Source organism: Kluyvera sp. CRP (assembly GCF_019930565.1).
GTDB lineage: Bacteria > Pseudomonadota > Gammaproteobacteria > Enterobacterales > Enterobacteriaceae > Kluyvera > Kluyvera georgiana_A.
This window is the reverse complement of record NZ_CP082841.1, coordinates 187,052-209,979: the sequence shown is the minus strand read 5'-3', so window position 1 is coordinate 209,979 and position 22,928 is coordinate 187,052. Positions and strand designations below refer to the sequence as shown.

Annotated in this window: 22 protein-coding genes; 15 read left to right on the top strand and 7 right to left on the bottom strand. The window is 56.1% G+C overall.

The annotated features are described in order from the left end of the window. Positions 1-2 precede the first annotated feature (2 nt). The 12 genes from murD (at position 3) to mutT (ending at position 14,406) form a co-directional block, all read left to right on the top strand. Positions 3-1,319 (top strand): UDP-N-acetylmuramoyl-L-alanine--D-glutamate ligase, encoded by a 1,317-nt coding sequence (gene murD, locus K7B04_RS00980; RefSeq protein ID WP_163448057.1) that lies wholly within the window; start codon positions 3-5, stop codon positions 1,317-1,319. Beyond that, on the top strand, positions 1,319-2,590 hold the full coding sequence (gene ftsW / locus K7B04_RS00975; protein ID WP_163448056.1) for a cell division protein FtsW: 1,272 nt from the start codon (positions 1,319-1,321) through the stop codon (positions 2,588-2,590). Before murD ends, ftsW begins: the two co-directional genes overlap by 1 nt. Beyond that, positions 2,587-3,654, top strand: a complete 1,068-nt coding sequence (murG, locus tag K7B04_RS00970; RefSeq protein WP_065356513.1) for an undecaprenyldiphospho-muramoylpentapeptide beta-N-acetylglucosaminyltransferase — start codon at positions 2,587-2,589, stop codon at positions 3,652-3,654. Before ftsW ends, murG begins: the two co-directional genes overlap by 4 nt. A 53-nt stretch (positions 3,655-3,707) precedes the next feature. Beyond that, positions 3,708-5,183 carry a UDP-N-acetylmuramate--L-alanine ligase gene (gene murC / locus K7B04_RS00965; protein WP_163448055.1) on the top strand — a complete coding sequence of 492 codons (1,476 nt, stop codon included), beginning with the start codon at positions 3,708-3,710 and terminating at the stop codon, positions 5,181-5,183. After that, the gene (locus K7B04_RS00960) at positions 5,176-6,096 is read left to right on the top strand and encodes a D-alanine--D-alanine ligase (RefSeq protein WP_064547440.1); all 921 of its coding nucleotides are present in this window, start codon (positions 5,176-5,178) and stop codon (positions 6,094-6,096) included. Before murC ends, K7B04_RS00960 begins: the two co-directional genes overlap by 8 nt. Position 6,097: 1 nt before the next feature. Next, positions 6,098-6,931, top strand: a complete 834-nt coding sequence (ftsQ, locus tag K7B04_RS00955) for a cell division protein FtsQ (RefSeq protein ID WP_064547442.1) — start codon at positions 6,098-6,100, stop codon at positions 6,929-6,931. Continuing rightward, positions 6,928-8,190, top strand: a complete 1,263-nt coding sequence (gene ftsA / locus K7B04_RS00950) for a cell division protein FtsA (RefSeq protein ID WP_064547444.1) — start codon at positions 6,928-6,930, stop codon at positions 8,188-8,190. Before ftsQ ends, ftsA begins: the two co-directional genes overlap by 4 nt. Before the next feature lie 63 nt (positions 8,191-8,253). Then, a complete protein-coding gene (ftsZ, locus tag K7B04_RS00945) occupies positions 8,254-9,405 on the top strand; it encodes a cell division protein FtsZ (RefSeq protein WP_035893043.1) in 1,152 nt (383 codons plus the stop codon). Between the two features lie 100 nt (positions 9,406-9,505). Beyond that, entirely contained in the window at positions 9,506-10,423 is a 918-nt protein-coding gene (lpxC, locus tag K7B04_RS00940) for a UDP-3-O-acyl-N-acetylglucosamine deacetylase (RefSeq protein WP_064547446.1), read from the top strand. A 257-nt stretch (positions 10,424-10,680) separates the two neighbouring features. Beyond that, entirely contained in the window at positions 10,681-11,187 is a 507-nt protein-coding gene (gene secM / locus K7B04_RS00935) for a secA translation cis-regulator SecM (RefSeq protein ID WP_223803306.1), read from the top strand. A gap of 64 nt (positions 11,188-11,251) precedes the next feature. Beyond that, on the top strand, positions 11,252-13,957 hold the full coding sequence (secA, locus tag K7B04_RS00930; RefSeq protein WP_163448054.1) for a preprotein translocase subunit SecA: 2,706 nt from the start codon (positions 11,252-11,254) through the stop codon (positions 13,955-13,957). Positions 13,958-14,016: 59 nt separating this feature from the next. Continuing rightward, the gene (gene mutT, locus K7B04_RS00925; RefSeq protein WP_064547452.1) at positions 14,017-14,406 is read left to right on the top strand and encodes an 8-oxo-dGTP diphosphatase MutT; all 390 of its coding nucleotides are present in this window, start codon (positions 14,017-14,019) and stop codon (positions 14,404-14,406) included. A 35-nt stretch (positions 14,407-14,441) separates the two neighbouring features. Here the strand turns inward: mutT and yacG are convergent, their stop codons facing one another. Genes yacG through coaE form a run of 3 tightly spaced genes read right to left on the bottom strand, consistent with a single transcriptional unit; the run spans position 14,442 to position 16,009 of the window. Then, on the bottom strand, positions 14,442-14,636 hold the full coding sequence (gene yacG / locus K7B04_RS00920) for a DNA gyrase inhibitor YacG (protein ID WP_163448053.1): 195 nt from the start codon (positions 14,634-14,636) through the stop codon (positions 14,442-14,444). A 9-nt stretch (positions 14,637-14,645) separates the two neighbouring features. Beyond that, a complete protein-coding gene (gene zapD / locus K7B04_RS00915; RefSeq protein WP_167576788.1) occupies positions 14,646-15,389 on the bottom strand; it encodes a cell division protein ZapD in 744 nt (247 codons plus the stop codon). Continuing rightward, on the bottom strand, positions 15,389-16,009 hold the full coding sequence (coaE, locus tag K7B04_RS00910; protein ID WP_163448051.1) for a dephospho-CoA kinase: 621 nt from the start codon (positions 16,007-16,009) through the stop codon (positions 15,389-15,391). Before coaE ends, zapD begins: the two co-directional genes overlap by 1 nt. Before the next feature lie 224 nt (positions 16,010-16,233). Between coaE and K7B04_RS00905 the strand changes: the two genes are divergently transcribed. Further along, positions 16,234-17,277, top strand: coding sequence for a GMP reductase (locus K7B04_RS00905; protein WP_064547460.1), 1,044 nt, complete (start codon positions 16,234-16,236; stop codon positions 17,275-17,277). 32 nt (positions 17,278-17,309) lie between these two features. Here the strand turns inward: K7B04_RS00905 and hofC are convergent, their stop codons facing one another. The 4 genes from hofC to nadC all read right to left on the bottom strand — a co-directional run bounded on the left by hofC (position 17,310) and on the right by nadC (position 21,409). Further along, positions 17,310-18,509, bottom strand: a complete 1,200-nt coding sequence (gene hofC / locus K7B04_RS00900) for a protein transport protein HofC (RefSeq protein WP_223803305.1) — start codon at positions 18,507-18,509, stop codon at positions 17,310-17,312. Continuing rightward, a complete protein-coding gene (gene gspE / locus K7B04_RS00895; protein WP_223803304.1) occupies positions 18,502-19,887 on the bottom strand; it encodes a type II secretion system protein GspE in 1,386 nt (461 codons plus the stop codon). Before gspE ends, hofC begins: the two co-directional genes overlap by 8 nt. 14 nt (positions 19,888-19,901) lie before the next feature. After that, a complete protein-coding gene (gene ppdD / locus K7B04_RS00890) occupies positions 19,902-20,339 on the bottom strand; it encodes a prepilin peptidase-dependent pilin (protein ID WP_223803303.1) in 438 nt (145 codons plus the stop codon). A 176-nt stretch (positions 20,340-20,515) separates the two neighbouring features. Then, positions 20,516-21,409, bottom strand: a complete 894-nt coding sequence (gene nadC / locus K7B04_RS00885; protein ID WP_223803302.1) for a carboxylating nicotinate-nucleotide diphosphorylase — start codon at positions 21,407-21,409, stop codon at positions 20,516-20,518. 87 nt (positions 21,410-21,496) lie between these two features. On the opposite strand from nadC, the gene ampD reads away from it, so the two are divergent. Beyond that, positions 21,497-22,060, top strand: coding sequence for a 1,6-anhydro-N-acetylmuramyl-L-alanine amidase AmpD (gene ampD / locus K7B04_RS00880; RefSeq protein ID WP_167576778.1), 564 nt, complete (start codon positions 21,497-21,499; stop codon positions 22,058-22,060). Beyond that, on the top strand, positions 22,057-22,911 hold the full coding sequence (gene ampE / locus K7B04_RS00875) for a beta-lactamase regulator AmpE (RefSeq protein WP_223803301.1): 855 nt from the start codon (positions 22,057-22,059) through the stop codon (positions 22,909-22,911). The genes ampD and ampE overlap by 4 nt, the downstream gene beginning before the upstream one ends. The last annotated feature ends 17 nt before the right edge of the window (positions 22,912-22,928 follow it).

Here is a 22,928-nt window from a genome sequence, read left to right as displayed (position 1 = left end):
TCATGGCAGATTACCAGGGTAAAAACGTCGTCATCATTGGTCTTGGACTGACCGGGCTGTCCTGCGTGGATTTCTTCCTCGCGCAGAACGTGACGCCGCGCGTGATGGATACCCGAGCGACCCCACCCGGCCTGGATAAGTTGCCGGAAGCGGTAGAGCGTTATGTGGGTGGGCTAAATGAAGACTGGCTGATGGCGGCCGATCTGATCGTCGCCAGCCCTGGTATCGCGCTGGCTAACCCGGCGCTAAGCCGCGCCGCGGACGCAGGCATTGAAATCGTAGGCGATATCGAGCTGTTCTGCCGTGAAGCGCAGGCGCCGATTGTCGCCATCACCGGTTCCAACGGCAAAAGCACCGTCACAACGCTGGTTGGCGAAATGGCGAAAGCGGCGGGCGTCAACGTCGGTGTGGGCGGCAATATCGGCCTGCCCGCGCTGATGCTGCTGGATCCGGCTCGCGAACTGTATGTACTGGAACTTTCCAGCTTCCAGCTGGAAACCACCTCCAGCCTGCACGCGGCGGCGGCCACGATCCTTAACGTTACCGAAGATCATATGGACCGCTACCCGCTGGGCCTGCAGCAATATCGCGCGGCCAAGCTTAAGGTCTATGAGAACGCTAAAGTATGCGTGGTAAACGCCGACGACGGCCTGACCATGCCGGTGCGCGGTGCCGACGAACGCTGCGTCAGCTTTGGCGTTGACGTGGGCGACTATCACCTGAACCGCCAGCAGGGCGAAACCTGGCTGCGCGTAAAAGGTGAAAAAGTATTGAACGTCAAAGAAATGCCGCTTACCGGGCAGCATAACTACAGTAACGCTCTGGCGGCGCTGGCGCTGGCAGACGCTGTCGGCCTGCCGCGCGCGACCAGCCTGAAAGCGTTGACCACCTTTAGCGGGTTGGCTCATCGCTTCCAGATTGTGCTTGAGCACAACGGCGTGCGCTGGATTAACGATTCTAAAGCCACCAACGTTGGCAGCACGGAAGCGGCGTTAAATGGCCTGCATGTGGCGGGTACGCTGTATCTGCTGCTGGGCGGCGACGGCAAATCTGCCGACTTTGCGCCGCTGCAGCGTTATCTGACCGGCGACAACATTCGTCTGTACTGCTTTGGCCGCGACGGCGGTGAACTGGCCGCGCTGCGTCCGGAAATCGCCACCCAGACCGAAACCATGGAAGAAGCGATGCGCCTGATTGCGCCGCAGGTGAAGGCGGGCGATATGGTGCTGTTGTCTCCGGCCTGCGCCAGCCTTGACCAGTTCAAAAGCTTTGAGCAGCGCGGCGACGTGTTTGCTCGTCTGGCGAAGGAGTTAGGTTGATGCGTTTATCGCTCCCGCGCCTGAGACTGCCTCAACTGAGGCTGCCGCGTTTGCCGGGCATGCGCATTTTCGCGTGGCTGTTTGGCTGGCTGTATACCGCGCTGAAGGGCTGGGTGATGGGCTCGCGGGAAAAAGATACCGATAGCCTGATTATGTACGACCGCACGCTGCTGTGGCTGACGCTCGGCCTCGCGGCGATTGGTTTTATTATGGTGACTTCGGCGTCCATGCCCGTCGGGCAACGTCTGGCGAACGATCCGTTCCTGTTCGCCAAACGTGATGGCTTGTATCTGATTCTGGCCTTCTGTCTGGCGCTGATCACGCTGCGTCTGCCGATGTCGTTCTGGCAGCGCCACAGTACCTTTATGCTGATTGCGTCCATCTGCATGCTGCTGATTGTACTGGTGGTGGGGAGTTCGGTTAACGGGGCGTCGCGCTGGATTGCGCTCGGTCCGCTGCGTATTCAGCCCGCCGAGCTGACCAAGCTCTCGCTGTTTTGCTATATCGCCAACTATCTGGTGCGTAAAGCGGACGAGGTGCGCAACAACCTGCGCGGCTTCTTAAAGCCGATGGGCGTGATTTTCGTGCTGGCGATTTTACTGCTGGCGCAGCCTGACCTGGGGACCGTGGTGGTGCTGTTCGTCACGACGCTGGCGATGCTATTCCTTGCCGGCGCCAAGCTGTGGCAGTTCATCGCCATTATCGGTATGGGCATTTCAGCGGTGGTGCTGCTGATTCTCGCCGAACCGTATCGTATTCGCCGCGTGACCTCCTTCTGGAACCCGTGGGAAGACCCGTTCGGCAGCGGCTACCAGTTAACCCAGTCGTTGATGGCCTTTGGCCGCGGCGAGATGTGGGGTCAGGGCTTAGGCAACTCGGTACAGAAACTGGAGTACCTGCCGGAAGCGCACACCGACTTCATCTTCGCCATCATCGGTGAGGAATTGGGTTATATCGGTGTGGTACTGGCACTTTTAATGGTATTCTTCGTCGCTTTCCGCGCCATGTCCATCGGTCGCAAAGCGCTGGAGATTAACCAACGTTTTTCTGGCTTCCTGGCTTGCGCAATCGGCGTGTGGTTCAGTTTCCAGGCGTTGGTGAACGTAGGGGCGGCAGCCGGTATGCTGCCGACGAAAGGCCTGACGCTGCCTCTGATCAGCTACGGTGGCTCCAGTCTTCTGATTATGTCGACTGCCATTATGTTCTTGTTACGAATTGATTATGAAACACGCCTGGAGAAAGCGCAGGCGTTTACCCGAGGTTCTCGATGAGCGGTCAAACAAAGCGGTTAATGGTGATGGCGGGCGGTACCGGCGGACATGTGTTCCCGGGGCTGGCGGTTGCGCACCATTTAATGGATCAGGGCTGGCAGGTGCGCTGGCTGGGAACCGCGGATCGTATGGAAGCCGACCTCGTACCGAAACATGGCATTGAGATTGATTTCATTCATATTTCCGGGCTGCGTGGCAAAGGCGTGAAGGCGCTGCTGCTGGCGCCGATGCGTATCTTCAACGCCTGGCGGCAGGCGCGGGCGATCATGAAACGTTTTAAGCCGGACGTGGTGCTCGGAATGGGCGGTTACGTCTCTGGCCCCGGCGGTTTGGCGGCGTGGTCACTGGGCATTCCGGTGGTACTGCACGAGCAGAACGGTATTGCCGGGCTGACCAATAAATGGCTGGCGAAGATTGCCACCAAAGTGATGCAGGCCTTCCCTGGCGCATTCCCGAATGCTGAAGTCGTGGGCAACCCGGTACGCGTTGACGTGCTGGCGCTGCCACTGCCGGAACAGCGTCTGGTCGGGCGCGATGGCCCCATTCGCGTGCTGGTGGTTGGCGGTTCACAGGGCGCGCGCATCCTGAACCAGACGATGCCGCAGGTGGCGCAACGTCTGGGCGATGCGGTGACTATCTGGCACCAGAGCGGTAAAGGCGGTCAACAGACCGTGGAGCAAGCCTATGCCGATGTCGGTCAGGCTCAGCATAAAGTGACCGAGTTTATTGACGATATGGCGGCGGCCTATGCGTGGGCTGATGTGGTGGTGTGTCGCTCCGGCGCGCTGACGGTGAGTGAGATTGCGGCGGCGGGGCTGCCGGCGATTTTTGTGCCGTTCCAGCATAAAGACCGCCAGCAGTACTGGAACGCGTTGCCGCTGGAAAAAGCGGGCGCGGCAAAGATCTACGAGCAGCCGCAGTTTACGGCACAAGCGGTCGCGGACACGCTGGCAAGCTGGGATCGCAACACCTTGTTAGAGATGGCTGAACGCGCGCGCGCGGCGGCTATCCCGGATGCTACCGAGCGGGTAGCAAAAGAAGTGAGCCTGGCAGCAAAGGCTTAATCATTGCGGCGCGCTGGCGTCGCCCGAATTTTAGAAGTGATGGCGTTTAAAGAATGAATACACAACAACTGGCGAAACTGCGTTCTATCGTGCCCGAGATGCGTCGCGTCCGGCACATTCACTTTGTTGGCATCGGCGGCGCCGGGATGGGCGGTATTGCCGAAGTACTGGCCAACGAAGGGTATCAGATCAGCGGTTCCGACCTGGCGCCAAACCCGGTAACGCAGCAGCTGAGCAAGCTGGGCGCCACCATCTATTTCAACCATCGCCCGGAAAACGTGCGCGATGCGAGCGTTGTTGTGGTGTCGACGGCGATTTCTGCCGATAACCCGGAAATCGTGGCGGCGCATGAAGCGCGCATTCCGGTGATTCGCCGCGCAGAGATGCTGGCAGAACTGATGCGTTTTCGTCATGGCATCGCCATTGCCGGTACGCACGGCAAAACCACCACCACCGCAATGGTGGCCAGTATTTACGCGGAAGCGGGGCTGGACCCGACCTTCGTTAACGGCGGCCTGGTGAAAGCGGCAGGTGTACATGCGCGTCTCGGTCACAGCCGTTATCTGATTGCGGAAGCCGATGAGAGCGACGCGTCGTTCCTGCATTTGCAGCCGATGGTGGCCATTGTCACCAACATCGAAGCTGACCACATGGATACCTACCAGGGCGACTTCGAAAATTTAAAGCAGACGTTCATTAATTTCCTGCACAATTTGCCGTTTTATGGTCGTGCCGTGATGTGTGTGGACGATCCCGTTATTCGCGAGCTGTTGCCGCGCGTGGGTCGTCAGATTACTACCTACGGTTTTAGCGACGATGCCGACGTGCGCGTCGAAGGCTACCAGCAAATAGGCCCGCAGGGACACTTCACGCTGGTGCGTCAGGACAAAGAGGATCTGCGCGTGACGCTGAACGCGCCGGGCCGCCATAACGCGTTAAACGCGGCGGCGGCGGTTGCAGTGGCCACGGAAGAGGGCATTGAAGATGACGCGATTCTACGCGCGCTGGAGAGCTTCCAGGGCACCGGTCGTCGCTTCGATTTCCTGGGCGAATTCCCACTGGCGGAAGTGAATGGTAAAGAAGGCTCGGCGATGCTGGTGGATGATTACGGTCATCACCCGACGGAAGTGGACGCGACGATTAAAGCCGCGCGCGCTGGCTGGCCGGAGAAAAAACTGGTGATGGTCTTCCAGCCGCACCGTTATACCCGTACGCGCGATCTGTATGACGATTTTGCGCACGTGCTGACTCAGGTCGACGCGCTGCTGATGCTCGACGTTTACCCGGCTGGCGAAGCGCCGATTCCGGGCGCGGACAGCCGTTCGCTGTGCCGTACTATTCGCGGGCGTGGAAAAGTGGACCCGATTCTGGTCTCCGACCCGGCGCAAGTCGCTGAAATGCTGGCATCAGTACTGACGGGTAATGATCTTGTTCTAATTCAAGGCGCGGGAAATATTGGTAAAATCGCGCGTAACTTAGCTGAAATCAAACTGAAGCCGCAAACTCAGGAGGAACCGCGTCATGGCTGATAAAATCGCGGTTCTTCTCGGCGGTACTTCCGCCGAGCGCGATGTGTCGCTCAACTCCGGCGCGGCGGTGCTGGCCGGCCTGCGTGAGGCTGGTGTTGACGCCCATGCGGTCGACCCAAAAGAGACCGATGTTACCCAATTGAAAAATATGGGGTTTCAGAAAGCGTTTATTGCGCTGCACGGTCGAGGCGGGGAAGATGGTACGTTGCAGGGGCTGCTGGAGCTGATTCAACTGCCTTACACCGGCAGCGGTGTGATGGCATCGGCCATCTCGATGGACAAACTGCGCAGTAAATTGCTGTGGCAGGGGGCCGGATTACCGGTCGCGCCGTGGGTAGCCATTGAGCGCCAGGCCTTTGAAAATGGGCTGTCTGAGGATGTTCAGGCGCAGATTGCCGGGCTGGGATTGCCGCTGATCGTCAAGCCGAGCCGTGAAGGTTCCAGCGTCGGCATGTCGAAAGTGACCGAGATTGCAGAACTGGCACCTGCGTTAGCGCAGGCGTTTCAACATGATGATGAAGTTCTGATTGAGAAATGGCTCAGTGGCCCTGAGTTTACGGTCGCGGTGCTTGGTGAAGAAATTTTACCTTCAGTTCGCATCCAACCGGCCGGAACCTTCTATGATTATGAGGCGAAGTATCTGTCTGATGAGACAAAATATTTCTGCCCTGGTTGTGAAGAATCAGCCCAGGAAGCGGCAATGCAATCTCTGGTGCTGAAAGCCTGGAAAGTTTTGGGTTGTCAGGGGTGGGGTCGTATCGACGTCATGCAGGACAGCGATGGGCAGTATTATCTGCTGGAGGCGAATACGTCTCCGGGGATGACCAGCCACAGTCTGGTGCCGATGGCGGCGCGTCAGGCGGGAATCAGTTTCTCGCAGCTGGTAGTACGAATTCTGGACCTGGCGGGGTGATATGTCGCAGGCTGCGCTGAATACGCGGAACCGTGAAGAAGAAGAGTATGCGGCTTCACGGCGCAATAATGGAACGCATTTAGCGGGGATTTTGTTCCTGCTGGCGGTGTTGTGTACCGTGTTTGTGAGCGGCTGGGTCGTGCTTGGCTGGATGGAAGATGCGCAGCGTTTGCCCATCTCAAAACTGGTCGTCACCGGCGATCGTCATTACACGCGTAATGATGATATCCGCCAGTCCATACTGGCATTGGGCTCGCCGGGAACCTTTATGACTCAGGATGTCAACATCGTTCAGAGTCAGATTGAACGCCTGCCGTGGATTAAACAGGCAAGCGTAAGAAAGCAGTGGCCGGACGAATTGAAGATTCATCTGGTTGAATATGTGCCAATTGCGCGTTGGAATGATCAGCACATGGTGGATGCGGAAGGTACGGCCTTCAGCATTCCGGCCGATCGAACCAGCAAGCAGAATTTGCCTATGCTCTATGGCCCGGAAGGCAGCGCAAGCGAAGTCTTGCAGGGTTATCACGACATGGGCGCGGTGCTCGCGAAAGGGAAGTTCACGTTGAAGGTTGCGGCGATGACCGCGCGCCGTTCGTGGCAGCTGACGCTTGATAACGGTATCAAGCTGAATCTGGGGCGGGGCGATACGATGAAGCGGCTGGCGCGTTTTCTGGAACTGTATCCGGTTCTGGAACAGCAGGCGCAAACTGAGGGTAATCGGATTAGCTATGTTGATTTGCGTTATGACTCGGGGGCGGCAGTAGGCTGGGAACCTGCTCCTGCGGCGGACACTAATCAACAACAGAATCAGGCACAGGCAGAACAACAATGATCAAGGCGACGGACAGAAAACTGGTAGTTGGACTGGAGATCGGCACTGCAAAAGTAGCCGCTTTAGTAGGGGAAGTTCTGCCCGACGGAGTGATTAATATCATTGGGGTCGGCAGTTGCCCATCCCGAGGGATGGATAAAGGCGGGGTTAACGACCTGGAGTCGGTAGTCAAATGCGTACAGCGCGCTATCGATCAGGCGGAACTGATGGCGGATTGCCAGATCTCTTCTGTATATCTGGCGCTTTCCGGCAAACACATTAGCTGTCAAAATGAGATAGGCATGGTGCCTATTTCTGAAGAAGAGGTCACGCAGGAAGACGTTGAGAACGTGGTGCATACGGCGAAGTCCGTACGCGTGCGTGATGAGCACCGTGTTCTTCATGTGATTCCGCAGGAATACGCGATTGATTACCAGGAAGGGATCAAAAACCCGGTCGGCTTGTCCGGCGTGCGTATGCAGGCCAAGGTACATCTGATTACCTGCCACAACGACATGGCGAAGAACATCGTCAAAGCGGTTGAACGCTGTGGTCTGAAGGTCGATCAGCTGATTTTCGCCGGGTTGGCGTCAAGTTATTCGGTTCTGACCGAAGACGAACGTGAGCTGGGCGTCTGCGTGGTGGATATCGGTGGCGGTACAATGGATATCGCCGTGTATACTGGCGGTGCATTGCGCCACACCAAGGTGATCCCATACGCGGGGAACGTGGTGACCAGCGATATCGCCTATGCGTTTGGTACGCCGCCAAGCGATGCCGAAGCGATCAAAGTGCGCCACGGTTGCGCATTAGGCTCCATTGTGGGCAAAGATGAGAGCGTTGAAGTGCCGAGCGTGGGTGGACGTCCGCCGCGCAGCCTGCAGCGCCAGACATTGGCCGAGGTCATTGAGCCGCGTTACACCGAGCTCTTAAATCTCGTCAATGAAGAGATTTTACAGTTACAGGAACAGCTTCGTCAGCAAGGGGTCAAACACCACCTGGCGGCGGGGATTGTGTTGACCGGCGGCGCGGCGCAAATTGAAGGCTTAGCGGCCTGCGCGCAGCGGGTGTTCCATACGCAGGTGCGTATTGGCGCACCGCTGAACATTACCGGTCTGACGGACTATGCCCAGGAGCCGTATTATTCCACGGCAGTGGGCCTGCTGCACTACGGGAAAGAGTCCCACTTGAGTGGTGAAGCGGAAGTAGAAAAGCGCGTAACTGCATCGGTTGGTTCGTGGATCAAACGACTGAATAGCTGGTTACGCAAAGAGTTTTAATTTTTTAAAGAGACCAACGCACATTAACGGTCTCAGGCGACAGGCACAACGGAGAGAGAAACTATGTTTGAACCTATGGAACTGACCAACGACGCGGTGATTAAAGTCATCGGCGTCGGTGGCGGCGGCGGTAATGCCGTTGAACACATGGTGCGCGAGCGCATCGAAGGCGTTGAATTCTTCGCAGTTAACACCGACGCGCAGGCACTGCGTAAAACGGCTGTTGGCCAGACTATCCAGATCGGTAGCGGTATTACCAAAGGTCTGGGTGCGGGTGCCAACCCGGAAGTAGGCCGTAATGCGGCTGACGAAGACCGTGAAGCGCTGCGTGCAGCACTTGACGGTGCAGACATGGTCTTTATCGCAGCCGGCATGGGCGGCGGTACCGGGACCGGTGCAGCGCCAGTGGTTGCGGAAGTGGCCAAAGATTTAGGTATCCTGACCGTTGCCGTCGTGACCAAGCCTTTCAACTTTGAAGGCAAAAAGCGTATGGCATTTGCGGAGCAGGGGATCACCGAGCTGTCCAAGCACGTTGACTCGCTGATCACCATCCCGAACGACAAGTTGCTGAAAGTATTGGGCCGCGGTATCTCCCTGCTCGACGCGTTTGGTGCAGCGAACGACGTATTGAAAGGTGCAGTCCAGGGTATCGCTGAGCTGATCACCCGTCCGGGCCTGATGAACGTCGACTTTGCAGACGTGCGCACCGTGATGTCCGAAATGGGCTACGCGATGATGGGCTCCGGCGTGGCAAGCGGTGAAGATCGTGCGGAAGAAGCGGCTGAAATGGCTATCTCTTCCCCGCTGCTGGAAGATATCGACCTGTCCGGCGCGCGTGGCGTTCTGGTCAACATTACTGCGGGCTTCGACCTGCGTCTGGATGAGTTCGAAACCGTGGGTAACACCATCCGTGCGTTTGCATCGGATAACGCGACCGTGGTTATCGGTACTTCACTTGACCCGGATATGAACGACGAACTGCGTGTTACCGTCGTTGCCACCGGTATCGGCATGGACAAACGTCCTGAGATTACCCTGGTGACCAACAAGCAGACGCAGCAACCGGCGCTGGATCGTTATCAGCAGCACGGTATGGCACCGTTGACGCAAGAACAGAAACCGGCAGCTAAAGTGGTAAACGACAATACGCCGCAGACCACTAAAGAACCGGATTATCTGGATATCCCGGCGTTCCTGCGTAAGCAAGCTGATTAAGAATTAGCTGGAAGTTGGGAATCTGCGCTCTTTGTGCTAAACTGGCCCACCGAATGTGTAGTACACTTCGGTTGGATAGTTAATTTGGCGAGATTATACGATGATCAAACAAAGGACACTTAAACGTATCGTTCAGGCGACTGGCGTCGGTTTACACACCGGCAAAAAGGTCACACTGACGCTACGCCCTGCGCCGGCAAATACCGGGGTCATCTATCGTCGCACCGACTTGAATCCACCGGTAGATTTTCCGGCTGATGCCAAATCTGTGCGTGATACTATGCTCTGTACTTGCCTGGTCAACGAGCATGACGTGCGGATTTCTACCGTAGAGCACCTGAACGCCGCGCTGGCGGGTCTGGGTATCGATAACATTGTTGTTGAAGTCGATGCGCCAGAGATCCCGATTATGGACGGTAGTGCTGCGCCATTCGTTTATCTGTTGCTGGATGCCGGCATCGATGAGCTGAACTGTGCGAAGAAATTTGTCCGTATTAAAGACACCGTTCGCGTTGAAGATGGCGACAAATGGGCTGAATTCAAACCGTACAATGGTTTCTCGTTGGATTTCACCATCGACTTTAACCATCCGGCGATTGACTCCAGCACCCAGCGTTATGCGATGAATTTCTCCGCAGACGCCTTTATGCGCCAGATCAGCCGTGCACGTACCTTCGGTTTCATGCGTGATATCGAATATCTGCAGTCCCGTGGCCTGTGCCTGGGCGGTAGCTTCGATTGTGCCATCGTTGTTGACGATTATCGCGTACTGAACGAAGACGGCCTGCGTTTTGAAGATGAATTCGTTCGTCACAAAATGCTCGATGCCATCGGTGACTTGTTCATGTGTGGTCACAACATTATTGGTGCATTTACCGCGTACAAATCCGGTCATGCACTGAATAACAAACTTCTGCAGGCGGTCCTGGCAAAACAGGAAGCTTGGGAATTTGTGACCTTCGAAGACGACGCAGAACTGCCTCTGGCGTTCAAAGCACCGACAATGGTTCTGGCATAAGCCTGACCATTTCGTAAATTCGACTGGCAACCTGGCACTCTCTCCGGTCAGGGAACCAGTCGTTTTTTCTTTTTATCCCCGTCAATCCGTTTTCCTGCCGTTGCCCGCTTAAAGATCACACTCCAGTGCAACCGCTGCTTTCTTAACCCGTTTTTCGTTGCTGTTTTCGTCATTCCTGCTGCTGTAGCGCAGCATTAATGGTAATATTCCCGGGCTAAAATAGAATAACGGTACTGAAACCGAAGGTGGAACTTTACGTGAGTGGAATGCTGACGCGTTGGCGACAGTTTGGTAGACGCTACTTCTGGCCGCATCTCCTGTTGGGGATGGTTGCTGCCGGTTTTGGCCTGCCTGCGCTTGCGAATAATACCGAGCCAGCTTCTCCCGCCCGCGCAACAACCAGTAATCATAATCCGACGCAGAGAATCGACTTCTCTCAACTGGCGCGGCTGGAAAATAACCGTCGTCCCTCATTCAGCGTCGACTACTGGCATCAGCACGCCATTCGCACCGTTATTCGTCACCTTTCTTTTGCCATGGCGCCGACGGCGTCACCGGTTGCTGAGTCAACATCTCCGTTGCAGGCCGCGCAACATCTGGCGCTGCTGGATACGCTAAATGCGTTGCTGAACGTTGAAAGTCAGCCGTCCCTTATTATTGCTCAGGGCGCAGCGTTACCTGCGCTCTCACCTCACGTCTTTAGTATCCCAGCCTGGGTGAGCCAGGTGCAGGGCATCCGCGCCGGGCCGCAGCGCCTCGTCTGAAAATAACCGCTTTATTTCCTTTATTTTTCTGACTCCGAAATGTCGGGGCGTTTGAGATTTTATTATGTTAATCAAATTATTGACCAAAGTTTTTGGTAGTCGTAACGATCGTACCCTGCGCCGCATGCGCAAAGTTGTCGCTATTATTAACGCGATGGAACCGGAGATGGAAAAACTCTCCGATGAAGAGCTGAAAGCGAAAACCAATGAATTCCGCGCGCGCATTGAAAAAGGCGAAACCGTTGAGAGCCTGATTCCTGAAGCGTTTGCCGTGGTGCGTGAAGCCAGTAAGCGTGTGTTCGGGATGCGTCACTTTGACGTCCAGCTGCTCGGCGGTATGGTGCTGAACGACCGCTGCATCGCGGAAATGCGTACCGGTGAAGGTAAAACCCTGACCGCAACGCTGCCTGCCTACCTGAATGCGCTGTCCGGCAAGGGCGTGCACGTGGTGACCGTCAACGACTATCTGGCCCAGCGTGATGCCGAAAACAACCGTCCGCTGTTCGAATTCCTCGGCATGACCGTTGGTATTAACATGTCTGGCCTGCCAGCGCCTGCGAAGCGTGAAGCCTACAATGCCGACATCACCTACGGTACCAACAACGAATACGGTTTTGACTACCTGCGCGACAACATGGCGTTCAGCCCGGAAGAGCGCGTACAGCGTAAACTGCACTATGCGCTGGTCGATGAAGTCGACTCCATCCTGATCGATGAAGCGCGTACGCCGCTTATCATTTCCGGCCCGGCTGAAGACAGCTCGGAAATGTACAAAAGAGTGAACAAAATCATTCCTCACCTGGTCCGCCAGGAGAAGGAAGATTCCGACACCTTCCAGGGTGAAGGTCACTTCTCTGTGGATGAAAAAGCGCGTCAGGTTAACCTGACCGAACGCGGTCTGGTGCTGATTGAAGAGCTGCTGGTGAAAGAAGGTATTATGGAAGAAGGCGAGTCGCTGTACTCTCCGGGCAACATTATGCTGATGCACCACGTGACCGCCGCGCTGCGCGCCCACGTGCTGTTCACCCGCGACGTTGATTACATCGTCAAAGATGGCGAAGTTATTATCGTCGACGAACATACCGGTCGTACCATGCAGGGCCGTCGCTGGTCTGATGGTCTGCATCAGGCCGTAGAAGCCAAAGAAGGCGTTGAAATTCAGAACGAAAACCAGACGCTGGCGTCCATTACCTTCCAGAACTACTTCCGTTTGTATGAAAAACTGGCCGGTATGACCGGTACGGCGGACACCGAAGCGTTTGAATTCAGCTCCATCTACAAGCTGGATACCGTGGTCGTGCCAACCAACCGTCCGATGATCCGTAAAGATATGCCGGACCTGGTCTACATGACCGAAGCGGAAAAAATTCAGGCGATTATCGAAGATATCAAAGAGCGTACCGCGAAAGGCCAGCCGGTGCTGGTGGGGACCATCTCCATCGAGAAATCTGAAGTGGTTTCCCACGAGCTGACCAAAGCGGGCATCAAACATAACGTCCTGAACGCCAAATTCCACGCCAGCGAAGCAGACATCGTTGCGCAGGCGGGCTACCCGGCAGCGGTCACCATCGCCACCAACATGGCGGGTCGTGGTACCGATATTATGCTCGGCGGTAGCTGGCAGGCTGAGGTTGCACAGCTGGAAGATCCAACCCCAGAACAAATTGCGCAAATCAAAGCTGACTGGCAGGTACGTCACGACGCGGTACTGGCGGCAGGTGGTCTACACATTATTGGTACCGAACGTCACGAATCTCGTCGTATCGATAACCAGCTGCGCGGCCGTTCCGGTCGTCAGGGTGATGCGGGTTCTTCTCGTTTCTACCTGTCGATGGAAGATGCCCTGATGCGTATCTTCGCCTCTGACCGCGTGTCCGGCATGATGCGTAAGCTGGGGATGAAACCGGGCGAAGCCATTGAGCACCCGTGGGTCACCAAAGCGATTGCTAACGCACAGCGTAAAGTGGAAAGCCGCAACTTTGATATCCGTAAGCAACTGCTGGAATACGATGACGTTGCCAACGATCAGCGTCGCGCTATCTACACCCAGCGTAACGAACTGCTGGATGTGACCGACGTGAGCGAAACCATCAACAGCATTCGTGAAGACGTGTTTAAAGCGACTATCGATGCCCACATTCCTCCACAGTCGCTGGAAGAAATGTGGGATATTCCGGGTCTGCAGGAACGTCTGAAAAATGACTTCGATCTCGAACTGCCGATTGCTGAATGGCTGGATAAAGAGCCTGAGCTGCACGAAGAGACGCTGCGTGAGCGTATTCTGGAAAGCGCGGTTGAAGTCTACAAGCGTAAAGAAGAAGTGGTTGGCGCTGAAATGATGCGTCACTTCGAAAAAGGCGTGATGCTGCAAACTCTCGACTCCCTGTGGAAAGAGCACCTGGCGGCAATGGACTACCTGCGTCAGGGTATCCACCTGCGTGGCTATGCGCAGAAAGATCCGAAGCAAGAGTACAAGCGCGAATCCTTCTCCATGTTTGCTGCAATGCTGGAATCTCTGAAGTATGAAGTGATCAGCACCCTGAGCAAGGTGCAGGTACGCATGCCGGAAGAAGTTGAAGCCATGGAACAGCAACGTCGTGAAGAAGCCGAGCGTCTGGCGCAGATGCAGCAGCTGAGCCATAAGAGCGATGACGAAGCCGTCGCGGAAGATCTGGCCGCACAAACCGGCGATCGCAAAGTGGGTCGTAACGATCCGTGTCCTTGCGGTTCCGGTAAAAAATACAAACAGTGCCATGGCCGTCTGAGCTAAGGTCATAATAAGAAAACAAAAGGCGCAGAGTTCTGCGCCTTTTTTATGGATAAGACAAAATGAAAATACTGCAAATATCCGTCGGCATCATTCGCAATGCCGCAGGCGAAATTTATATCACCCAGCGTGCAGCCGATGCGCACATGGCGCATAAATGGGAGTTCCCGGGTGGTAAAATTGAAGCGGGGGAGTCACCGCAGGAAGCGGTTATCCGTGAACTGCAGGAAGAGGTTGGGATCGTGACCACCTCGCTGCAGCCGTTTGATAAGCTGGAGTATCAGTTCCCCGATCGCCACATTACGCTGTGGTTCTGGTTGGTTGACAGCTGGGAAGGCGAGCCGTGGGGCAAAGAAGGGCAGCCGGGACGCTGGGTTGCGCAACAGGATTTGGTGGCGGACGAATTCCCGCCAGCGAACGTGCCGGTGATTGAAAAGCTGATCGCGGGTTGATATGTGATGACGCCGGGCCGTTCCCGGCGTCGGATTTACTGCTGCTCTTCGCTCCAGTCATCGCTGTCGGAGAGATCGCCGCTGCTCGGGATTCGCTTCTCCTCCGCCGCCCATTCGCCAAGGTCAATCAGCTGGCAGCGCTTGGAGCAAAATGGGCGATAGGGGCTTTGTTCGCCCCAGACAACCGGTTTGTTGCAGGTGGGGCAGTTTACGGTGGTGACGTCAGACATCTTCTCTCCTTAGCAGCACGCCAGTTCAAAATCCAGACGCTCCGGTACCACGCCGTGCTCGCTGTCCAGCGGCATAAAGCGGATAGCAAAGCGGCTCTTGTGGCCGGAGATCTGCGGGTAAAGCTGCGAGGTCAGTTCAAGCTTCAGACGCAGCAGGTCGGCATCTTCACCGTTGTCCTGGTAAAAACCGTTCAGGCTGGTTTGCTTGCGGAACTGCGCTGAATTGCGTACCAGATCGAGAATTAACGTCAACGCCTGATTGAGCGGCTCCAGGCTTGCCAGCCAGGTTTCCACCAGCGCATCGCGCTGATGCTGTTTAGCGTGTAGCCAGATATGCAGCGTCGGCAGGTCGAAGCTGCAGCAACCTCCCGGAATACTCAGACGCTGACGCACCAGCGCAATCAGGCGATCTTCACGCAGGAACTGCCCGATACGCGGTGCCGCCATCAGGATGCTGCTGCTATTTTTCAATTGCTGACGCAGGGCGTCGATACGGCTGAGATCAACACCCGGGACTTCGCTCCAGGCGTTCAGTTTACGCTGTTGGCGTTCCAGCTCTTTGAGCAGTTCTGTGCGGATATCGCCGCGTTCGAACACATCCAGTAAATCCCCGACGTTGCGAAAAAAGTGCAGCGCGCTGGCGTGATCTCTGATGGGTAAATTGGCATTCAATTGCTCAGTCAGAAATTCAATACGCAGCCAGGTACGCATTTTTTCGTTTAGCGGATGCTCAAAAAGGATGTGGGTGTGCATTACGATTTTTCCTGTGATACAGCCTGTGCCGCGAGCTCAAGATAGTGCGCGTGAAGGCGAGCAACATCCGATGCAATGGCATCTGGTGTGCCGTTGTTATTAATAACGTCGTCAGCCACGGCCAGACGCGCTTCGCGCGTGGCCTGGGCTGCAAGAATATTTTCCGCATGCTCTCGCGACACGTTGTCGCGCTGCATGGTACGAAGAAGCTGGGTCTCGCGTGATACGTCAACGACCAGTACGCGATCGGCCCGCTCGTAGAGTTTGTTTTCCACCAGAAGAGGAACGACCCAAAGCACGTAAGGCGAGGTGGCCTGACGAAGCTGACGCTGTGTTTCCTGCTGAATCAAAGGATGCAGGAGGGCGTTGAGCCAGGCTTTTTCCTCCGGGTTGGCGAAAATACGTTCGCGTAGCTCCCGGCGGTTTAGCGCCCCTTCCGGGGTCAGAATGTGGTGGCCGAAATGTTCGGTAATGGCTGCTAGCGCCGGCGTGCCGGGTTCGACAACCTGACGGGCAAGAATATCGGCATCAATCACGTTAATTCCCAGGCAAGAAAACGCATCTGCGACCGTGCTTTTGCCGCTGCCGATGCCGCCCGTTAACGCCACTGTGTAAGTCATACCGCTTAGCCCTGGAATTTTAGTATGAAAATCATTTGGTTAAAAAACTGACGCCTGAAGTGTGCGAATCAAAGATGCACGGTACTATTCGCCAGGTAAATTTATGGGATTGTAGCTTAAAAAAAGTGAAAATCGCAGTCTTGCGAAGACCTGATTAGTGCGTATGATTGCATTACTGGAGTTGTGCTCTCAATTTAATTGCCATTAACCCCAGGAATTCGCACATGCGTATCGAAGAAGATCTGAAGTTAGGTTTCAAAGACGTTCTTATCCGCCCTAAACGCTCTACTCTTAAAAGCCGTTCCGATGTTGAACTGGAACGCGAATTCACCTTTAAACATTCAGGCCAACGCTGGTCAGGCGTACCGATTATTGCTGCGAATATGGACTCCGTGGGGACTTTCGGGATGGCAAAAGCGCTTGCCTCTTTCGATATCCTGACCGCCGTACATAAGCACTACTCCGTTGAAGAGTGGAAAGCCTTTGTGCAGGCCGAGTCTGAAGACGTGCTCAAGCACGTGATGGTCTCTACCGGGACCTCCGACGCCGACTTCGAAAAAACGCAGCAGATCCTCAAGCTGAACTCAGCGCTGAACTTTGTCTGTATTGATGTGGCTAATGGTTACTCTGAGCACTTTGTACAGTTTGTAGCGAAAGCGCGTGAAGCATGGCCGACGAAAACTATCTGCGCAGGCAACGTGGTGACCGGCGAGATGTGTGAAGAGCTGATTCTGTCTGGCGCAGACATTGTGAAAGTGGGTATCGGTCCGGGTTCCGTCTGCACAACCCGCGTGAAAACTGGCGTCGGTTATCCGCAACTGTCCGCAGTGATTGAATGTGCTGATGCGGCGCATGGACTTGGCGGCCAGATCGTCAGCGATGGCGGCTGCACCATGCCGGGCGACGTAGCCAAAGCTTTTGGCGGCGGCGCCGACTTCGTGATGTTGGGCGGCATGCTGGCTGGTCACGATGAAAGCGGCGGCGTGATTGTCGAAGAGAATGGCGAGAAATTTATGCTGTTCTACGGCATGAGCTCTGAGTCTGCGATGAAGCGCCACGTGGGCGGCGTTGCTCAGTACCGCGCGGCAGAAGGCAAAACCGTGAAGCTGCCGCTGCGTGGCCCGGTCGATAACACCGCGCGTGATATCCTTGGCGGCCTGCGTTCAGCGTGTACCTACGTTGGGGCCTCTCGCCTGAAAGAGCTGACTAAACGCACCACCTTTATCCGGGTACAGGAACAAGAGAACCGCGTGTTCAACAGCCTGTAACCCCTTTAACGCTGGCGCCGTATGCGCCAGCGTTATCCCGCTCCGCTGATGGCGTCTCCCAGATGAAAAATGGGCAGATACATCGCGACGACCAGCGTTCCGATAATTAACCCCGTGACGATAAGCAGCAATGGTTCCAGTATCGACGTCAGGTTTTCTGCCAGATTCTGAGTGCTCTCATTGTGATGCCGGGCCAGATTCTCCAGCATTTCATCCAGCGCCCCGGACGCTTCTCCGGTCCTTACCAGCTGTAAGCATAAAGGTGTAAACACGCCACTGTTTTCCATGGCCTGCCAGATCGTGCAACCCTGCGCCACGTCGTGATGTAGCCGGGTGATAACCTCACGCCACCACGGGCAACTAAGCGCTTCCTCAACGGTCTCCAGCCCCTGCAAAAAGGCGATGCCTGCGCTCTGCGTCAGCGAAAGGACGGTAAAAATCTGGCTGAGCATCTGGCCACGCCTGAGCTTGCCCATGATCGGCAGCGCGAGCAATATCCGCTGACGAATACGCTGCCATGGCGGGTGGTTTTTTAACGCGGCGCTTAGTATCACAGGCAACAGCAGAAAAACCAAAAGAGGAAGGTACCACCGCTCAATAAAGGTGGCGCTTGCCATGACGGCCTGTGTCAACGCGGGCAACGGCGTGTTGAAGGTGCGATAGATGGCGGTAAATTCTGGCAGTACAAAGCTGACCATCGCCACCACCACCAGTACGGCCAGCGATAAAATAATCAGCGGATAGCGCAGCGCCTTTTTCACCTTTGCCGTCAGCAGCAGTTGCGCTTTCTGTTGCTGAGAGAGCGCCAGACAGCATTGTTCCAGCTTACCGGTGATTTCACCGGTGCGAATCATCGCCAGGTAGAGTGGGGGAAAAGCCTGCGGCCACGGTTTCAATCCTTCCGATAACGTGACACCTTGCGCCAGACGGCTAGCCAGGGAGTCGAGAAGGGCACGCCATTGCGGTGCCGGGTGCTGCTGGCTGAGGAGCGCCAGGCTGTCTGATAACGTGAGTCCAGCCTGCAACAGGGTTGCCAACTGACTGATTACCGCGCAGCTGTGCTGTGCCCGCCAGAGTGACGGGTTTATCGCACGGCGCTTTAACGAGAGGGCGATAATGTTCTGTTGCGTGAGCGCCATCAGCGCGCCAGGCCGATGGCTGGCCCAGAGCGTACCGCGATGCTCGATGCCGTTGGGGTCAAGCCCACGCCAGTACCAAAGCTGTTCACGCATCGTGTGGGAGCCCTAGCACGCGCAGTAATTCTTCCTGCGTGGTTAGCCCTTGCTCGACGGCCCGGCAGCCATTTTCAAACAGCGTTTTCATACCCGCTTCCCGAGCATGTATCATCAGTTCCGCCGGACTGCGTCCATTAACGATCCCCTGTCGTAGTGTGGGCGTAAGCGGCAGCAGTTCAAACAGCGCGAGACGGCCCTGATAACCATGGTAACAGTGCGGGCAGCCCGGTGCCGTCCAGTGCGGCAGCGGGCGTGGCCATAGCGATCGTGGGAGCGGCTGTTCACCGGGCGATGTCTGGCGGCAGTGTGGGCAGAGTCGCCGAACCAGTCTCTGTGCGACGACCATTAACAGTGCCGATGACACCATCCAGCGCGCCACCCCCATTTGCTCGAGGCGTACCAGCGTTTCGACGGTGGAGTTGGTATGCAGCGTCGAGAGCACCAGATGACCGGTCTGCGCGGCTTTGATGGCGATCTCCGCCGTCTCGCCGTCGCGGATTTCACCGACCATCACGATATCGGGGTCCTGACGCAGCAAGGCGCGCAGTACGTTCTGGAAGGTCAATCCGGCGCGTGGGCTAATCTGTGTCTGATTCAGACCATCAAGAGGGATCTCAATGGGGTCTTCCACACTGCAGATATTGACGTTACTCCGGTTGCGGCTTTGCAGCGCGCTGTAGAGCGTCACCGTTTTTCCGCTGCCCGTCGGCCCGGTGACCAGAATCAGCCCTTGCGGTTGATTTAACGCAGACTGAAGCTGCATTAGCTCATTGTCTGATAGCCCCAAACGCTGAAGATCAAGCGCCTGTTCCACCTTATGCAGCAGACGCAGCACGGCTTTCTCGCCGTAACGGCAGGGAAGCGTCGAGAGCCTGAATGAGAGCGGCTTATCGGCAATATCTATCGTGAACTGCCCGTCCTGAGGTAAGCGCCGCTCGGCGATATCGAGGCCGCCGAGCACCTTAAGCCGGGCAATCAGCGGTGCCATTAACGGCAGAGCAATGGGGGCGAGAGGATGCAGCACGCCATCGACACGAAGCCGTACGCGAAGCGCATGTTCGGTCGGCTCAAAATGGATATCGGACGCGCGTTGAACCAGCGCTTGTTTGAGCAGATGGTTGAGCAGGTCAACCGCGTTATCACTTTCATCATGCGGCCTGGCATTGGTTAAAGGCGTCGACTGCTGCAGATATTTGTCCATCCTCTCCTGCGTCCAGCATTCAATATCGATGCGCTTTTGGGTGGCAAAGCGGAGCGAATCCATCAGCTCGCCTGGCGGCGTACCCACGACCGCGATACTCAGTTCATCGGCCGCGTTGCTGAGCAGTACCGCATGGTGACGTTGGCACAACGTTAACAATTGTTCCTGTTTCATCATTGCCCCTTCGCTTACTGAACATCAAAGCGGAAAACGTCTTCACAGGCCTGCTGGAGTGCGCCATCGTTCTGGATATCACAGGTGCGCTGCCAGCCGGTGATGCCGTTGGCGTTGTCCCAGCTGGGGACGAGGGTAACGGTCAGGCCGTTGAGGCTCTCCTGGCCGGTCAGGATAACCGTGCCCTGCGCGACGCTCATGGCTGAAACATAACGCGTGGTGGTCGGTGAGGGGATGCCATTGCTGCCTGCATCGCAGTTATCCAGCCCGCCGCGGTCGAGTGCGCACAGTTCGATCGCGGTGCGGTAGGGAACAAAGGTTTGCAGCATATCGGTTAGCGCTGCTTTGCGTAGGTAATTCTGGTAGGCCGGGATACCAATGGCGCTAAGAATGGCAATGATGCCGATAACGACCATCAGTTCGATGAGAGTAAAACCTTGTTGTTTGTTCATGTTCTGCTCCTTGCTGAAACTGGCGCTACTCTGGCAGAGGTTAACGCGGTCAGCGAGGGGCGAAGCGGTGTTCAGGAAGTCGCCTCCCAGCGTTTTTACTGGGGTTGCAGATGTGCAGGGGGAAGTGGAACGACGATCGGAAAAAATGCCCTCGCGGTGGAGGGCATTATCAGGGGTTAGCGGAAACGCATCGACAGATCGAGCGCTCGCACATGCTTGGTTAGCGCGCCGACGGAGATGAAGTCGACGCCGGTTTCAGCGAACTCGCGGATGGTGTCGAAGGTCACGTTGCCCGAGACCTCCAACTGAGCCTGGCCTTGGGTAATGTTTACCGCTTCACGCATCTGCTCGGTATCAAAGTTATCAAGCATGATGATGTCGGCACCGGCCTTCAGCGCTTCACGCAGCTCTTGCAGGGTTTCCACTTCGACTTCAACCGGCACGTCCGGATGCAGCCAGAACGCTTTCTCTACTGCCTGACGCACGGAGCCGGAGGCAATAATGTGGTTTTCTTTGATCAGGAACGCATCGGATAATCCCAGGCGGTGATTGGCGCCGCCGCCGCATAGCACGGCGTATTTTAGCGCGGTGCGCAGGCCCGGCAGCGTTTTGCGGGTATCCAGCAGTTGGGTGTGCGTACCTTCCAGCAGGTCGACGTATTTACGCACTTCGCTGGCGACACCGGAAAGCGTTTGCACGAAGTTCAACGCCGTGCGCTCGCCGGTGAGCAGAACGCGGGACGGGCCGTTAATTTCAAACAGCGGTTGATTAGCGATGACGGTATCGCCATCTTCAACGTGCCAGGTCAGGGTGACGTCATCGCCCGCCAGTTGAATAAAGACCTCTTCAACCCAGCGTTTACCGCAAAATACGCCGTCTTCACGCGTAATCACGATGGCATGAGACTGTGTTTTTTCCGGTAAGAGTTGTGCGGTAATATCGTTCTGTGCGTTCACTTCTCCGCCCAGATCTTCGCGCAGCGCCTGAGCGACAGCGTTAGGGATATCGAGATTAATACGTTCAAGTAGCGCGTCACGTCGATGGTCTGGGTTATAGCGGCGAGGCGGCATAATAAAGCTCCAAATTGGTAACGATGCAAAAGATTGAAACATGCTACTCTGAACCAGCAAGTATCACCATATTTTAGGAGATCCTGAATGCAGTTAGATAAGGGCTGGCTGGTGGGCGTTCGGCAGGTGCCGTCCCCTCATCACGATACTCGCCCACAGGATGAGGCCCCCTCGCTGCTGGTTGTGCATAATATTAGCCTGCCGCCCGGTCAATTTGGCGGCCCGTGGATAGATGCCCTGTTTACTGGCACGCTCGACCCCAACGCCGATCCATTTTTTGCGGAAATTTGCCATCTGCGGGTGTCAGCCCACTGCTTGATCCGTCGTGATGGTGAGATTGTGCAGTACGTTCCCTTTGATAAACGCGCCTGGCATGCCGGCGTTTCCAGCTATCACGGGCGCGAGCGATGTAATGATTTCTCTATCGGTATTGAACTTGAAGGTACCGATACGCTGGCCTACACCGATGCGCAGTATGCGCAGCTGGCGGCCTTAACCCAGTTGCTCATTGCCGAATATCCCCTCATTGCCGATAACATGACTGGCCACAGTGATATCGCGCCTGTGCGCAAAACCGATCCCGGCCCGGCGTTTGACTGGGCGCGTTTTCGCGCGCTGGTCACCCCCTCGTCAGATAAGGAGATGACATGACGTTGTTTACCACGCTTCTGGTTCTGCTTGCCGAGCGCCTGTTTAAACTCGGCGAACACTGGCAGCTCGACCACCGTCTGGAAGTGCTGTTTCGCCGGGTGAAGCACTATTCTCTGGGCGCCACGTTGCTGATGACCATCGCGGCAATGGCCGTGGTCGGAATTATTCAGCGTGTGCTCGATGGGCTGCTGTTTAACGTGCCACAGCTTATTTTCTGGATTCTTCTGGGGCTGTTGTGTATCGGCGCGGGCCGCGTTCGTCTGCATTATCACGCCTATCTGAAGGCGGCATCGCGCAATGATGCCCACGCCCGTGAGGCGATGGCCAGCGAGCTGACAATGATTCATGGCGTCCCGCCGGGTTGCGATGAGCGCGAGTTCCTGCGCGAATTGCAGAATGCGCTGCTGTGGATCAACTACCGTTTCTACCTGGCCCCGCTGTTCTGGTTCGTGGTGGGGGGCTCGTGGGGGCCGATGGCGTTGATAGGCTACGCGTTTTTGCGTTCGTGGCAGTCTTTCCTCGCGCGTTATCAGACGCCGCATCATCGCTTGCTGTCAGGGATAGACGCAATCCTGCATGTGGTGGATTGGGTTCCTGTTCGTTTGGTTGGCGTGGTATATGCGCTGATTGGCCACGGTGAGAAGGCGCTTCCGGCGTGGTTTGCTTCGCTGGGCGACCGGCATTCTTCGCAGTATCAGGTGTTGACGACGCTGGCGCAGTATTCGCTTGCCCGCGAACCGCACGTGGATAAGGTGGAAACGCCAAAAGCCGCGGTCTCGATGGCGAAGAAGACGTCGTATGCGGTGGTGGTGGTAATGGCGCTGCTGACGATTTATGGAACGTTAGTGTAGTTTTTGCCCGGTAAACG